We start from the raw sequence: 15,470 nt of genomic DNA, 5'->3' as shown, positions 1-15,470 counted from the left end.
AGTTTTACATTGCCGGTGACAATAACCAGTGTTTTACAGACAACGAGTTTTAAAAAGGCGGTGAAAAAACTGCACCAGAATCAAAAGAAGGATTTAGACAAAGCCGTCAAAGAACTAATTGATAATCCGCTACTGGGTGAGCAAAAGAAAGGTGATTTGTCATTTTTACGGGTTCACAAGTTTAATATGGTAAAGCAACTTACGCTTCTCGGTTATAGCTATGAAGATGGCACCGTCACATTAGAGCTGATTGCGCTTGGTTCTCATGAGAACTTTTATCGCGATATAAAAAAGGTATTTTGAGTAATTGCGGATAACGCCCAGAAGCATGCTTAGCAACAACACAACCAATCGCATTATTTAGCCATCTAAACGTATAGAAGTTGACATTGCCAGTGGTTTTACGCAACATAGCCGCTATGTCAGTTAACCGGGTGTGGCTATGCCTATTAAAGTAATCGATCAGTTGCCGGCGGTAGAAGCGCTGTCGGCCGAAAATGTGTTTGTCATGACCGAGAGCCGGGCGCAGTCGCAGGATATCCGGCCAATGAAAATTGCCATTTTAAACCTGATGCCGAATAAAATTGCCACTGAGGTACAGCTGCTGCGCTTGCTGGCCAATAGCCCGTTGCAGGTGGATGTCGATTTATTGCGGATTGATGATCATGTCAGCAAGAACACCCCACCGAGCCATTTAAACTGCTTTTACCGTTATTTCTCAGAAGTACAGCAGCAAAAGTACGATGGTTTAATTATTACCGGCGCGCCGCTGGGACTGGTGGATTACGAAGATGTTACCTACTGGAATCAGTTTGGCGATATTCTGCGCTGGGCCGATAACAATGTAACCTCGACCTTATTTTTATGCTGGGCCGCCCATGCCGCGTTGTATCAATACTATGGTTTGCAACGGGAAATTCGCGGCGAAAAATTATCCGGTGTTTACTGGCAGCAGGTTACCCAGCCACTGTGCCCGTTGGTGCGCGGCTTTGATGATCAGTTTTTAGTACCGCATTCACGTTATGCCCAGGTGCCAGAACAGCGTTACCAGCAGCATGACGATTTACATATTCTGGCGCAGGCCGATGTTACCGGCGCTTATTTGTTGCAGAACAGCAGTGGTAGCCGGGTGTTTGTTACCGGCCACCCGGAATACGATTTAACCACGCTGGATGAAGAGTATCAGCGTGACCTGGCCGCTGGCGCCGCGCCTAAGCTGCCGGAGAACTATTACCGCAATAACGACCCGTTGCAGGGACCGCAAAAATTGTGGCAAAGCCATGCCTTTTTACTGTTCAGCAACTGGCTGAACTATTATGTGTATCAGGCCACGCCGTTTGAATTAAATCAGATTGGCCACAGCGTATAAACTATACCGGGCCTACGCCCGATAGCATTATAAAGAGCATGTTATGAACGCAAGACTGACCCCGGACCATTTTCGTAAGTTGCTCGCTGAGCGCATTTTTATTCTTGATGGCGCTATGGGCACGATGATCCAGCAGCACCGGCTGGAAGAAGCCGATTATCGCGGCAGCGAATTTGCCAACTGGCCGAGTGATGTTAAAGGCAACAACGATTTACTGGTGCTGACCCAGCCGGACTTAATTGCCGATATTCACCGCCAGTATCTGCTGGCCGGCGCTGATATTGTAGAAACCAACAGTTTTAATGCCACCAGCATAGCGATGGCAGATTACCAGATGGAAGGCTTGTCAGCGCGGATTAACCGTGAAGCGGCGGCGCTGGCCCGCAAAGTTTGCGACGAGATAACCGCGCTTGAACCGCACAAGCCGCGCTTTGTGGCCGGGGTGCTGGGCCCCACTAACCGCACTGCCTCGATATCGCCCGATGTAAATGACCCGGGCTTTCGCAATGTCAGCTTTGATGAGTTAGTAAATGCTTACACTGAATCAACCCATGCGCTTATCGAAGGTGGCGCCGACATTATTATGCTGGAAACCATTTTTGATACCTTAAACGCCAAGGCGGCTGCTTTTGCCGTGCTGCAGGTGTTTGATGAAGTGGGCTTTAAACTGCCGGTAATGATCTCCGGTACCATCACCGATGCGTCCGGCCGGACCTTATCGGGCCAGACAACCGAGGCGTTTTATCATAGCCTGGCCCATATTGAGCCGGTGTGTTTTGGCCTTAACTGTGCGCTTGGGCCGGATTTATTGCGCCCTTATGTCGAAACCTTGTCGGGTATATCTGAAGCTTATGTCTCGGTGCACCCCAATGCCGGCCTGCCCAATGAGTTTGGCGAATATGATTTAGGCGCTGAAGAGATGGCAGCAGAAATTGCCGATTGGGCCGCGCAGGGTTTTTTAAATATTGTCGGCGGCTGCTGTGGCACTACGCCCGAGCATATTAAAGCGATTTATGATGCGGTAAAACAGGCGCCGGCCCGCCAGCCGAAGGCGCCGGGCCACAGTTTTCATTTAGCCGGCCTTGAAGCCTTTTCTCTGGAGTGGTAATGCAGCAACAGGCCCGATTTATTAACGTAGGCGAGCGGACCAATGTCACCGGCTCGGCCAGGTTTAAAAAGCTGATTTTAAACGGCGACTATGAGGCGGCGCTTGATGTCGCCCGCCAGCAGGTGGAGAACGGCGCGCAGATTATTGATATCAACATGGATGAGGCCATGCTCGACAGCAAAGCGGCCATGGTGCGCTATTTAACCTTGCTGGCCTCTGAACCGGATATTTCCCGGGTGCCGATTATGGTCGACTCATCAAAATGGGAAGTGATTGAAGCGGCGCTGAAATGCATTCAGGGCAAGGCAGTGGTTAACTCTATTTCGCTAAAAGAAGGCGAAAGCCCGTTTTTACAGCAGGCACGGTTACTGCGCCGTTATGGCGCTGCGGTAGTGGTAATGGCCTTTGATGAGCAGGGCCAGGCCGATACCAAAACCCGTAAAGTCGAAATATGTCAGCGTGCTTATAAAATTCTGACTGAGCAGATAGGTTTTCCGCCACAAGACATTATTTTTGACCCGAATATCTTTGCGGTCGCCACCGGCATAGAAGAGCACAATAACTACGCGGTCGATTTTATTGAAGCCACCCGCGAGATAAAACGCCTATGCCCGCATGCGAAAATTTCCGGCGGTGTCTCTAACGTGTCATTCTCGTTTCGCGGCAATGACGCCGTGCGCGAGGCTATTCACTCCGTCTTTTTATACCATGCCATCGCAGCTGGCATGGATATGGGTATTGTTAATGCCGGCCAGCTTACCGTCTATGACGATATTCCGCCGCTGTTAAAGGAGCGGGTAGAGGATGTTATTCTCAACCGGCGGGACGATGCCACCGAACGGCTGCTGGAAATTGCTGCCCAGTTTAAAGGTGATGGCAGCGTTGCGGAGAAGATGGATGATGCCTGGCGCAGCCTGCCGGTCAATAAACGGCTGGAACATGCCTTAGTAAAAGGCATTACCGACTTTATCGAATCGGACACCGAAGAAGCACGGCATCAGGCAGCAAAACCGCTGCACGTGATTGAAGGGCCGTTAATGGACGGTATGAATGTGGTCGGCGACTTATTTGGCGAAGGCAAAATGTTCCTGCCGCAGGTGGTAAAATCGGCCCGGGTAATGAAAAAAGCGGTCGCCTATTTACAGCCCTTTATTGAGCAGGAAAAAGAAGGCGGTCGCGCCCAGGGCAAGGTGCTGCTGGCGACAGTAAAAGGCGATGTGCACGATATTGGCAAAAATATTGTCGGGGTGGTGCTGCAGTGTAATAACTTTGAAGTGATTGACTTAGGCGTGATGGTGCCGTGCGCTGAACTGCTCAGGGTAGCGAAAGAGCGTGAGGTTGATGTAATTGGTTTATCAGGCCTTATCACCCCATCGCTGGATGAAATGGTTCATGTCGCCAAAGAGATGACCCGTTTGGGCTTTACCCAGCCATTGTTAATTGGCGGTGCCACCACCTCAAAAGCGCATACTGCGGTAAAAATAGAGCCCAATTACGCCAACGGCGTGGTGTATGTGCCTAATGCCTCGCGCAGCGTGTCAGTGGTGCAGTCATTAATTACCCCGGACAGCAAAGCCGATTACCTGGCTCGGATAAAAAACGAATATGTGGTGGCGCGTGAGCAGCACGCCCGCGCCCGACCCGGCGAGAAGCTATTAAGTCTGGCTGCAGCAACAGCCAATAAATTTCCGCTTGATTTAAGCAAGGTGGCACCGGCACCGAAGCAGCCCGGGGTGCATTTATGGCAGGATGTGGACTTAAACCTGCTGCGTGACTATATCGACTGGACGCCGTTCTTTTTAACCTGGCAGTTATCGGGCAAATACCCAGCCATTTTAAACCATGCCGAAGTGGGCATGGAGGCCCGCCGAGTATTTAAAGATGCTAACGCCATCCTCGATACCATGATTAACGATGGCCATGTTAAAGGCAAAGCGGTATTTGGTTTATTTCCGGCCAACAGTGACGGTGACGATATTGTGGTGTACACCGACGAATCGCGACAGGTCGAAAAAGCCCGTTTATATAATCTTCGCCAGCAATTACAGCTTAGAAACAATGCGCCTAATTGCAGCCTGGCTGATTTTATTGCCCCGGTTGATAGTGGCGTTAACGATTATATTGGCGCTTTTGCTGTTAGCACCGGTTTTGGCGCTGATGAATTTGCCGCCAAATTTGCCGCAGAGCATGACGATTACAACAGCATTATGGTCAAAGCACTGGCTGACCGCTTAGCGGAAGCCCTGGCCGAATACCTGCATTTAAAAGTGCGACGGGAGTACTGGGGTTATGCCGCCACTGAAGATTTAAACAATGAGCAGTTAATCCGTGAGCTGTATCAGGGAATAAGGCCCGCACCGGGCTATCCGGCCTGCCCGGAGCATACCGAAAAAGGCACGTTATGGCAGCTGCTGGACGTTGAAGCGCAAACCGGTATTACCCTTACCGAAAGCTACGCCATGTGGCCGGGTGCCGCGGTAAGCGGCTGGTATTTTGGCCACCCGGACAGCAAGTACTTTGCGGTCAGTAAAATTGCTGAAGATCAGCTAAACGAATATGCCGCCAAAAAGGGCTGGAGTCGCACTGAAGCAGAAAGCTGGCTGGCACCCAATATTCGCTGAGCGGCACTGCACTGTTGGCAGTAGCGGCTTGCCGGCAGTGGTGACGCCGGCTTCGCTTTACGGCAATAGCTGCTGCAGGGTAGCGGCCAGCGCTGCCAATTCTATCGGTTTGATCAGGGTAGTATTAAAGCCACTTTGCTCGATCTGACTGAGCAGTTCTGCCGAATTATGGGCAGTCAGGGCGATTACTGGTACCTTGTTCAGCGCTGCTTGTTGCCGGATTGCTTTAAGCGTAGCGAAGCCGTTGAGGCCGGGCATTTCAATGTCCAGTAAAATAACAGCCGGACGATGCTGCTCCAGCCAGTCCAGTGCCTGCTGGCCACTGCTTTGCACATGCGCCAGATAGCCGAGTTTTTCCAGCATTAGCTTCAGCAGATTCTGATTAAAATAATTGTCATCGACCACCAGGATCTGTCGCGGTTGCGGTTCAGGTTGCGGCTCTGATTGTTGCTTATTTTGAAGGCCAGGGCTGAATTCGGGCTCTGGCGACGCTGCTGAGCCAGCCAGCTGCTGGCGTTTGGCCACCGGCAGCAGCAGGCTGAAGCTGAACGTGCTGCCAACGCCGGGCTGGCTGGTTAACTGCAATTCTGATCCCATCAGGCTTACCAGGCGCTGGCAGATTGTCAGGCCCAGGCCGGTACCGCCATATTTGCGGCTGACAGAATTATCGGCTTGCTGAAAAGGCTGAAATAACTGAGCCTGAGTAGCGCCATCGATACCAATGCCGGTGTCGCTTATGGAAAAAAGCAGCTGCTCAGCGCTTTGGGCGCTGATTTGCAGTTTAATGTCACCTTTTTCAGTGAATTTGATGGCGTTACTTAGTAAATTCATCAGTACCTGACTTAACCGCAGTGGATCGCCGCTGCGCCAGTCTGCAATATCGTCAGCCAGCAGGCGCTGATATCTGAGGCCTTTGGCCGCGATCTGATTACTGAACAGGTCTTCAACCTGGCCGAGGGTAGCACGCAATGAAAATTCGGTTTGCTCCAGGACCAGTTTACCCGCCTCAATTTTCGAGAAATCCAGAATATCATTGATAATACTGAGCAAAATTTTTCCGGCGGCACGAATTCTAACCAGATATTGCTGTTTGTGCTCTACTGCTGCGGTTGCTTCTGCCAGTTCAGCAAAACCCAGTACAGCATTAAGCGGGGTGCGCAGTTCATGGCTCATATTCGCCAGGAACTGGGTTTTGGCCATGGTGGCGCTTTCAGCCGTCTCCCGTGCGTGTTGTAACTGCTGCATGGTTTGCTCCAGGTGTTCTGTGCGCAACGCCACCTGCTGGCTAAGCCTCTGTTGTTCTACAATGGCGCTGTGCATTCGCCATCTGTGTAGCAAATACAATAAGCTTACAATCAACAGCAGATAAACGAGTAACATACCCCAGTGCCAGTACCAGGGGCTGGCTATCTGAAAATGCATACTATCGGCAGTGCTAATCTGGCCTGACACGTTTCTGGCTCTGAGCTGAAACTGATAGTAGCCACTTTTCAGGTTGGTGTATTCACGATAATGCTCCTGGCGCCAGCTGGACCACTGGTCGTCATGGCCAACCAGTCGCACCTGCAATTGATCGGGCTGCAGTGGATTGTAATTGGGGCTGCTGAACTGAAAACGTAAATTCCGTTGGTCGCTGTTTAACGCGATCAATTCGGGCAATTTTCCGCCATTGTAAATAAGCTGATGCTGATCGACCAAAACTTTTCGTAGTAGCGGAGGTTTAGGCTGATGTTGCTGATACTGATCATCGGCAAACCGGAAAACCCCCTCAGCACCGCCAAACCAGATCAGCGGCCATTCAACCAGCATGGTATCCAGCGGAATATCAGATAGTGGTTGTAATGCATTGTCATGCCATTGATAGCTGCCGTTGCCGTCAGGAATAGCGACCCCCGCTGAACGGGTGCCACTAATATTATCCCATAACAACATCCAGATCCTGCCCTGAGTGTCAGCAATGGGGTGACGGACCCATGGCTGCTCCTGACTGAATAAGGCGCTAAAAGGCTTAGCCAGTTCGAACTGTTGTAACCCTGGCGTGTAACTTAGAATGCCACTGACTGAGGCGATAAAAAGCTGGTGATCAAAAAGATGAACAGAATTTCTGTTCAGGCTGGGCAAACCATGATCTTTAGTAAAACGCGTTATTGCCAGCGGCAGTGACGCACCACCTTGCCAGGATGCTGGTAAGTGTAAGCGATAAACACCATGGGCCAGGGTGCCCAGCCAGAGCTGACCGTTTTCCATTTCGACGATGCTGTTTAAGTTACCCTCGACCCCTGGCACCCGACCTTCATCCTGCCATTTACCGTTAACAAAACGCATTGTTGCCAGGCCATCTTGCAGGCCGACATAAACCCGGTGGGGATCGCGCGTTGATACCTGTAAAACTTTGCTGGCCTGAACCGAGGGCCTGATAAGCGTCAATTGTTCATCTGCCAGCTGAAAAACGCCGTCATTGTTGGCAATTAGCAGGCGCTGTTGAAATTCAGCAAAGCCCCAGGTTTGCTTTTGTAGCGGCGCGAGCTGAACAAATTGGCCGCTGCCATCTTGTTGTGCCTGTAGGCGGAATAAGCCCAGGCTGGTACCGGCGTAAAGTTGCTGCTGATAACGGGTCAGCGCCAGCACATTGCCCGCCAGGCCGCTGGCGCCATGATGTGCGGTGATCGCCGAATGTAGTGCAATCCTTGATAAACCATGATCTAACCCCAGCCAGAGTCCGCCCTGATGATCCTGATATAAGGCTCTGACATTCTGATCAAGCAAACCAGAATTGCGATTGTAGTGACCAACCAGTTTGCCTTGCCGGTTCAGCAGGTAAACCCCGTTTTTTACCGTGCCCAGGGCAATATCGCCATTTTGCAGAGTCAGGCCTGAATATAGTACTGCCTGCTTTAACTGCTGATCGTAAGGGGTTGGAAACCGGTGTACTCCGTTGTCGTCAATTAAATACAAACCCGTTTCCCGACTACCAGCCAGTAAGGTGTTATCTGAGAAAGATTCGAGCACAAAAATACTTTCATCGGCGAAATGCTCGCCGCCGGGAACCAACTGAAAATGTCCCTGCGTCAACACCAGCAACCCCGTGCCTTGTTCCCTGATGTAAAGTCGTTGATTAACCCAGAATGCTTTTAAAAAACTGCTGTTGCTGCGCCATACTTCTATTTTTTCATGGCGTAGCCGGAAAACGTAATCGCGACTGGCAAAATAAACGCTGTCGTTGCTGACAAAAGTTTGTCTGACATCCCGGAAATCGCGAAAGCTGGCTGGCACCAAATGTAGTAAAGAATGATAGCGGGATTGTCCTTCACTGTGATCGATATAACCGATATCGCCCTTCGCGCCAACATAAATCCGGCCATCGGCAGACAAAGCAAGCGAGCGGGCAACCGATTTGTTGCCGGTTTGCATGATCCGCCAGTTCTGGCCATCATACTCGAGCACGCCGACATTGTTGCCGACATACATTACCCCACGTTGATCTTGCAGTAACGCCCAATTTTGGGTGCCGGCATGATAATCTTTTGGTTTCAGGTTATGCAGCATCGGCATACCATGCTCAAATGTATTAGCCGGTGCCGGTATTGGCGCCAGCACAACGATTATGAGCAACGTAATCCGGACCAGTAAGCTGTAGCTCTGGTCAGGAAACCACCTAAAGTCGGGCACTGTGAACTCCATTTCTTAGCCGCTGCTGTCGTACTGACAAGCAGGCTATCTTAACCGGAGAATTCTGCCGAGCCAAGTATTCTGGCATGATCAAGCTGATCAAATAAGTTCTTTCAGTTTACAGAAAAGACGTTATGCTCATTAAAACATTAGGTAAGGGGTGCGCCTGTGCGACTGAATTGGATCCTGGTCTTGTTGCTCGTGGCTGCGCAAGGTGTACTGGCAGCCGCGCCCCTTACGGTGCTGGTAGGCCAGCAAAAGCCTCCATACATTAATACGGCGAATATTTCTGGTTACGAGGTAGACCTGCTGGCCGAGGTGGTCAGCAGAATGGGCTACGAGCCGGTATTTTTATTTGTTCCTAATGCCAGGATTAAACCATTGCTGTTGCAGGGCGAGGGCGATATTGCCAGTTTACAACCTGTTACCAATGGTGAAGCAGACTTGTTTTACTCGAACCCTTACATTCGTTATCAGAACATTGCGATCAGTCTGGCAAAAAATCAATTGGCAATTAACCAAAGCAGTGATTTGGCCCGTTACTCGGTACTTGCTTTTCAGAATGCTCGCCTGGTCCTGGGGCCGGATTATACCGATATGGCCAGAATCTCAGACGACTACCGTGAGACGGTCGATCAGCAAGCGCAACTGACCATGCTATTGTCGCAACGGGTGCAGGTGGTGGTTATGGATCGAAATATTTTCAATTATTACCGCTTGCAGCACGATAATGCCGAAGACATGGCTATGCATCCATTATTTAATAACACGGCTTATCGGGCGGCATTCCGGGATGCTAAGCTGCAACGTGCTTTTGACCGGGCCCTGCTCAGTGTGATGCTGGATAGCTGGTATCAACGATTGCAGCGCAAATATTTTGGTGAGGAAAACCAAAGTCTGCAACACCGCTTATTATGCACTGATAGCTAGAGTGTTTTGGTTTTGTCATCCCGCAATAATTTGTCCAGATAACCCATGGCAAAAGCAGACAACACAAAAGTAATGTGAATAAGTAAATACCATTGTATTTTGTCATTTTCGATGACTTCAGTATTCATAAACACTTTTAGTAAGTGAATAGACGAAATGGCCACAATCGAGGCAGCCACTTTATTTTTCAGCGAACCCGCGTCAAGTTTACCTAACCAGCTTAACTTATCGTCATTGCCTTCTAAATCCAGCCTTGATACGAAGTTTTCATACCCGGAAAACATCACCATAACCAACAGGCCGCCAACCAGTGCAATATCAATTAACGACAGCACTACCAAAATCAGCTCGACCTCTTTCATGCTGAAAATAATAGGGATGATATGAATAATTTCCTGAAAAAACTTAATTGCCAGCGCCATTAGTGCCAGACTTAGCCCCAGATAAATTGGTGCCATAATCCAGCGGGCAGAATAAATAAGGTTTTCAACAAACTTTTCCATAGTAACGCCTCAATAGAATGAAGTTGCTATTATGCGGTCCGGTCGCAGCAAAGCAAGCCCGGTTGCCTGGCATTTGCAATATTTCTGCCGCAGATGCTGAAATTAATCGCAGCTCTCTTATTTTAAGCGGTTTTGCAGTATGATAGCGGGCTTTAATGGAAGCATGAGTTTTAGGTGCAGGCAAGAGGTAGATGTGGAAAAACCGTTTCAACTGAAACTGATTATCAGAAGGGTCAGCACCACTTCATCGCTGCGATGGTTAGCTGGTGCCTGGCAGCTGTTTAAAAAAGCGCCAATAGTGTTTATGGCAATGTTTTTACTGACCGCCTGCCTGGGTTTCTTATTGCAACTGAATCAGCTGTCGGCGATCGTTTGGGTATTTCTGAATCCGTTTTTAACGGCCGGATTCTATAAAGCCATTGTTGGCATCCAGCACCAGCAAAACGTGACAGTTGACTGGGTTTTTAAGCCGTTAGCTGAGCCCCAATGCCGCTTAATTCTGTTAGCGATAGGCGCCCTTAAAGTATTGTTGCTAACACCTTTAATCAGTTTTCAACAAAAACTGCTGCTACCGATGTCTGCTGCCATCGAGAACCAGAGCACAGCTGATATCAGCATTAGCTGGCAATTGCTGTTATTAGTGGCGTTGTTTTCACTGGTGTTTATGCTATTTGCTTATGCGGTAGCCATCGCTTACTTTTTAAAAGAACAACGTATTCTGGCCGTGGTGCAAACCAGCTTTATTGCCTGTTGGCGTAATGTCTCGGCGTTGCTTATTTTCGGGTTGCTGAGCATGGCGCTGGTACTGCTAACCTTGCCAACGTTTTTTATTGGCTTAATTGTGGTGTTACCGCTATTGAACATTGCCTTCTTTTTATCTTTCAACGATGTATTTGCGTTGCAGGTAAAATTGCCTGATGACGGCGTATTAGAGGTGTAGCCATGGCTGAACTCGCTGAGCTGAAGAAAAACGCATTAAACTGGCTTAGCCGGCGGGACTACAGTGAAGCTCAGTTGAGTCAGAAATTGCGCCAGAAAGGGGCGTTACCAGAGCAGTTAACCGCCATTATAGACTGGTGCAAAGCACAACAGTACCTTGATGAAAGCCGGTATTTAAGTATGCTGGTACGAAACAGGGCACGGCAGGGGTATGGTTATAATTACCTGTTGCAGGAATGCCGGGCGCAAAAAATCAGTGCGCAGCAGCTAAATGATTGTCTGCAATCGCTGGCAATTGACTGGTGGGCCCTGGCTAGCGCTGCATATCAGAAAAAATATGGCGACAGCCCGATAAGTGATTATAAAGAAAAAACGAAACGGATGGCCTTTTTGCAACGTCGGGGTTTTAGTGGCGAGCAAATAAAGGCAGTATTTACTGAATTAACAAACCAACCTAACCGGACAGGATAGTTTCATGACGATGACTTCGGCCAAGATCAGGCAGGCTTTTTTCGATTATTTTGCCAGCAAACAACATCAGGTAGTTGCCAGCAGTTCGCTGATCCCGGGCAATGACGCGACCTTATTGTTCACGAACGCCGGAATGGTGCAATTTAAAGATGTGTTTTTAGGCCAGGACAAGCGCAGTTACAGCCGGGCAGTGTCTGCCCAGCGCTGTGTGCGGGCTGGCGGTAAACATAATGATTTGGAAAATGTCGGTTATACCGCGCGCCATCATACTTTCTTTGAAATGCTGGGTAACTTCAGCTTCGGGGATTATTTTAAGCGCGAAGCTATTGGTTATGCCTGGCAGTTTTTAACCGAAGTAGCAAAACTACCCAAAGAAAAGTTGCTGGTTACGGTGTATGCCACTGATGATGAAGCTTACGATATCTGGCTGAACGAAATTGGGGTGCCGGCTGCGCGAATCGTCCGGATTGGTGATAACAAAGGTGCGCCTTATGCCTCAGATAATTTCTGGGCAATGGGGGATACCGGACCTTGCGGCCCCTGCACTGAAATTTTTTATGACCATGGTGAACATATCTGGGGTGGGCCACCGGGTTCGCCGGAAGAAGATGGTGATCGTTTTATCGAGATCTGGAATATCGTCTTTATGCAATTTAACCGCCAGACCAGCGGCGAAATGCAACCGCTGGCTAAACCGAGTATTGATACCGGTATGGGTTTAGAGCGGATTGCGGCAATTCTGCAGGGCGTGCACAGTAACTATGAAATTGATACCTTTGCCGCGCTGATCAAAGCCGCCGCAGAGATTACCGGTGCCACCGATTTAAGCGATAAATCGCTGCGGGTCGTCAGTGACCATATCCGCAGTTGTGCATTTTTAATTGTTGATGGTGTGTTGCCGGCTAATGAGGGCAGGGGCTATGTATTGCGCCGGATTATTCGCCGGGCAGTGCGTCACGGTAATAAGCTTGGCGCAACGGGCCCGTTTTTCTATAAGTTAGTCAGCGCTTTGGTAGCGCAAATGGGCGAAGCTTATCCTGAACTTGCCGAAAAACAGGCAGTTATTGAAAAAGCGCTGCGCCTGGAAGAAGAACAATTTGGTAAAACCCTGGAACGCGGTCTGACTATTCTGGATGACGAGCTGGCCAATTTGACCGGCACCGTGATCCCGGGCGATGTCGTATTTAAGTTATACGATACTTATGGTTTTCCGGTCGATTTAACCAATGATGTGGCGCGCGAGCGCGATTTGAGCATAGATGAGGCGGGTTTTGAAGCAGCAATGGCCGCCCAGCGCAAGCGGGCGCAGCAGGCGTCTAATTTCGGTGCTGATTATAATGCAAGCTTAAGCTCGCATCAGCAAACGGCCTTTACCGGCTATGAGCATGAATTTGGCGATGCCACTGTGGTGGAAATTTTCAGTGAAGGCCAGGCGGTTGACAGTCTTCCTGCCGGCGCCAGTGGCTTAGTGGTGCTGGATCAAACCCCGTTTTATGCTGAATCAGGCGGCCAGATGGGTGATAGCGGTAAGCTGCTACTGGCCAAGGGGGGCGAGTTCGAAGTGGCAGACACTATCAAGCTGAGCAAAGCGTTCGCTCATCAGGGCCAGGCCAAAGCTGATATCCAGGTCGGCGATAAAGTTGCCGCCAGGATTGACAGTGAGCGCCGGGCGGCGATTAAACAAAATCACTCGGCTACCCATTTATTACATGCTGCGCTGCGCCAGATATTGGGTGAGCATGTTACCCAGAAAGGCTCTCTGGTTGGGCCGGATAGGTTGCGCTTTGATTTCAGTCACTTTGAAGCGGTTACGGCCGGCGAGCTACAGCAAATTGAACTGCTGGTGAACCAGCAAATTCAGCTGAACAACGCGCTGCAAACCCGGTTAATGCCGGTAGAGCAAGCAAAAGCCGCTGGCGCTATGGCGTTGTTCGGCGAAAAATACGATGAAGAAGTCCGGGTGCTGACGATGGGCGATTTCTCGATTGAGCTGTGCGGTGGCACGCATGTCAGCCGGACCGGTGATATCGGGCTGTTTAAAATTGTGGCCGAGGCCGGTATTGCCTCTGGGATCCGCCGGATTGAAGCTGTCAGCGGTAACGGGGCGCTGCAGTATATTCAACAGCTGGAGCAGCAGGCGGCACAGGCTGCTGCGCTGTTAAGAGGCGATGTGTTCAGTTTGGCCGATAAAGTGCAGCAAGCGCTGGATAAAAGCCGGGCGCTGGAAAAAGATGTTGAACAACTGAAAGCGAAGCTGGCCAGTCAGGCAGGATCGTCACTGGAAAGCCAGGTACAGCAGATAGCAGGCGTTAATGTGTTAATCAGCGCTGTTGAGCAGGCTGATCCGAAAAGCTTAAGAACCATGCTTGATGAGCTGAAAAATAAACTGAGCCCGGCGGTTATTCTGCTGGCTACCGTGAATGATGCTAAAGTTAGTTTAATAGCGGGTGTCAGTAGCGAGCTGACCGCTAAGGTTCATGCCGGGCAACTGGTTGCCTGGGCGGCACAGCAACTTGGCGGCAAAGGCGGTGGCAGACCTGATATGGCCCAGGCCGGCGGGACTGATGCCAGTGCGTTACCCGCTGTGCTTAGCAGTGCTCAGTCACATATCAGCGAGCAACTGAACAGCTGATCGCCCAAGGCGATTGCGGCGTAAAAATAGCAAAGCGCCGCTTTGCCGTCTTAAAGCTGTGTTATATCGCGAAATTACCCGGGCCGGTAGCAAAGTTGCTACACTCTGCTAAGAACAGGTCCGGGCTGTTTTATAAATATCAGGAGTTGGCTTTTCAAGCAGGGGCCAGCTGAGTTACTATACGGCGTTTTATCGAAAACAACGGTGAAAGGTCACTGTAAACGCAAGGAAAAGGAGCAAGCGAATGCTAATTCTTACCCGTAGGGTTGGTGAGACTCTGATGATCGGTGACGAAGTCACTGTGACCGTGTTAGGGGTGAAAGGAAATCAGGTTCGGATTGGAGTTAACGCACCAAAGGAAGTGTCTGTCCATCGTGAAGAAATTTATATGCGGATCCAGGCAGAAAAAGATACCTCTGGTGGTGACTTTAACGAAACCAATTAAAAAAATACCGGCAGGATGCTGGTAGCCAAAAACAGCCTGTTTTAATCAATAGCCGGTAAATATTGAGCGAATTGTTTAAAAGGTCGGCAAACAGACTTTACTGTCCTAAAAATTGTTTGACTTATTTTCCTGAGACATTAATATACACGCCGCAACACAGAGCGGAGAAATGGCCGAGTGGCTGAAGGCGCACCCCTGCTAAGGGTGTATAGGGGAAACTCTATCGAGGGTTCGAATCCCTCTTTCTCCGCCATTTTTTTATAGAGCGGACGCATAGCTCAGCTGGATAGAGTACTCGGCTACGAACCGAGCGGTCGGAGGTTCGAATCCTCCTGCGTCCACCATCTATAAAAGAATACAGATCAGATAGTGTAATACCCCAAGGACGCATAGCTCAGCTGGATAGAGTACTCGGCTACGAACCGAGCGGTCGGAGGTTCGAATCCTCCTGCGTCCACCATATACGAACAACCCGCTACGGCTAACGCCTTAGCGGGTTTTTTTATACTCACATTATGCTGCCTGACGCAGGTGGTTGAGAAGCTCCGTAAGGTTCGACCAATTTGCCGGGAGCAAATTGGCACAGCTTCAGCTGGCCCGAAGGGCAGGCGGCAGGATAGCCGCCTGCAATCCTCCTGCGTCCACCATATACGAAGAACCCGCTACGGCTAACGCCTTAGCGGGTTTTTTCTTTTCGTTCAGCCTCTGCTTATCTGCAAAGTGTTATATACTGCTGATTATATAAGGTAACTTTGTCACACTATTACCTTTAACACAGCAGCT

The 15,470-nt window shown here is 49.9% G+C and carries 11 protein-coding genes and 3 tRNA genes; 12 read left to right on the top strand and 2 right to left on the bottom strand.

Annotated features, from left to right (window positions below; all coding sequences use genetic code 11):
• Window positions 1-9: 9 nt before the first annotated feature.
• The 4 genes from B2Q61_RS17510 to metH all read left to right on the top strand — a co-directional run bounded on the left by B2Q61_RS17510 (window position 10) and on the right by metH (window position 5,098).
• Window positions 10-303, top strand: a complete 294-nt coding sequence (locus B2Q61_RS17510; RefSeq protein ID WP_290622843.1) for a type II toxin-antitoxin system RelE/ParE family toxin — start codon at window positions 10-12, stop codon at window positions 301-303.
• 139 nt (window positions 304-442) lie between these two features.
• Complete coding sequence (locus tag B2Q61_RS17505; RefSeq protein ID WP_290618103.1) at window positions 443-1,369, top strand: homoserine O-succinyltransferase; 927 nt, start codon at window positions 443-445, stop codon at window positions 1,367-1,369.
• A gap of 43 nt (window positions 1,370-1,412) precedes the next feature.
• Window positions 1,413-2,477: a homocysteine S-methyltransferase family protein gene (locus B2Q61_RS17795; RefSeq protein WP_349678760.1), complete on the top strand. Its 1,065-nt coding sequence runs from the start codon at window positions 1,413-1,415 to the stop codon at window positions 2,475-2,477.
• Window positions 2,477-5,098 carry a methionine synthase gene (metH, locus tag B2Q61_RS17500; RefSeq protein WP_349678761.1) on the top strand — a complete coding sequence of 874 codons (2,622 nt, stop codon included), beginning with the start codon at window positions 2,477-2,479 and terminating at the stop codon, window positions 5,096-5,098. The genes B2Q61_RS17795 and metH overlap by 1 nt, the downstream gene beginning before the upstream one ends.
• A 57-nt stretch (window positions 5,099-5,155) precedes the next feature.
• Here metH and B2Q61_RS17495 read toward each other — a convergent pair whose 3' ends face one another.
• A complete protein-coding gene (locus tag B2Q61_RS17495; RefSeq protein WP_290618101.1) occupies window positions 5,156-8,767 on the bottom strand; it encodes a hybrid sensor histidine kinase/response regulator in 3,612 nt (1,203 codons plus the stop codon).
• A 168-nt stretch (window positions 8,768-8,935) separates the two neighbouring features.
• Between B2Q61_RS17495 and B2Q61_RS17490 the strand changes: the two genes are divergently transcribed.
• Entirely contained in the window at window positions 8,936-9,697 is a 762-nt protein-coding gene (locus B2Q61_RS17490) for a substrate-binding periplasmic protein (RefSeq protein ID WP_290618099.1), read from the top strand.
• Here B2Q61_RS17490 and B2Q61_RS17485 read toward each other — a convergent pair.
• Window positions 9,694-10,200: a TIGR00645 family protein gene (locus tag B2Q61_RS17485; RefSeq protein WP_290618097.1), complete on the bottom strand. Its 507-nt coding sequence runs from the start codon at window positions 10,198-10,200 to the stop codon at window positions 9,694-9,696. The two genes, B2Q61_RS17490 and B2Q61_RS17485, sit on opposite strands and share 4 nt — an antisense overlap.
• 193 nt (window positions 10,201-10,393) lie before the next feature.
• On the opposite strand from B2Q61_RS17485, the gene B2Q61_RS17480 reads away from it, so the two are divergent.
• The 7 genes from B2Q61_RS17480 to B2Q61_RS17450 all read left to right on the top strand — a co-directional run bounded on the left by B2Q61_RS17480 (window position 10,394) and on the right by B2Q61_RS17450 (window position 15,147).
• Window positions 10,394-11,140: a hypothetical protein gene (locus tag B2Q61_RS17480; protein ID WP_290618095.1), complete on the top strand. Its 747-nt coding sequence runs from the start codon at window positions 10,394-10,396 to the stop codon at window positions 11,138-11,140.
• Window positions 11,141-11,142: 2 nt separating this feature from the next.
• On the top strand, window positions 11,143-11,610 hold the full coding sequence (locus tag B2Q61_RS17475) for a regulatory protein RecX (protein ID WP_290618093.1): 468 nt from the start codon (window positions 11,143-11,145) through the stop codon (window positions 11,608-11,610).
• A 10-nt stretch (window positions 11,611-11,620) separates the two neighbouring features.
• Complete coding sequence (alaS, locus tag B2Q61_RS17470) at window positions 11,621-14,242, top strand: alanine--tRNA ligase (protein ID WP_414631477.1); 2,622 nt, start codon at window positions 11,621-11,623, stop codon at window positions 14,240-14,242.
• A 244-nt stretch (window positions 14,243-14,486) separates the two neighbouring features.
• Window positions 14,487-14,687: a carbon storage regulator CsrA gene (gene csrA / locus B2Q61_RS17465; protein ID WP_290618089.1), complete on the top strand. Its 201-nt coding sequence runs from the start codon at window positions 14,487-14,489 to the stop codon at window positions 14,685-14,687.
• Between the two features lie 163 nt (window positions 14,688-14,850).
• A tRNA-Ser gene (locus B2Q61_RS17460) sits at window positions 14,851-14,940 on the top strand.
• Between the two features lie 14 nt (window positions 14,941-14,954).
• Window positions 14,955-15,031 (top strand) — tRNA-Arg (locus B2Q61_RS17455).
• 39 nt (window positions 15,032-15,070) lie between these two features.
• Window positions 15,071-15,147: transfer RNA gene (locus B2Q61_RS17450), tRNA-Arg, on the top strand.
• Window positions 15,148-15,470 lie beyond the last annotated feature (323 nt).

Origin of the sequence: Arsukibacterium sp. UBA5043, from assembly GCA_002415085.1 — a bacterium.
Classification (GTDB): Bacteria; Pseudomonadota; Gammaproteobacteria; order Enterobacterales; family Alteromonadaceae; genus Alishewanella.
This window is presented reverse-complemented; position numbering and strand designations above follow the sequence as displayed.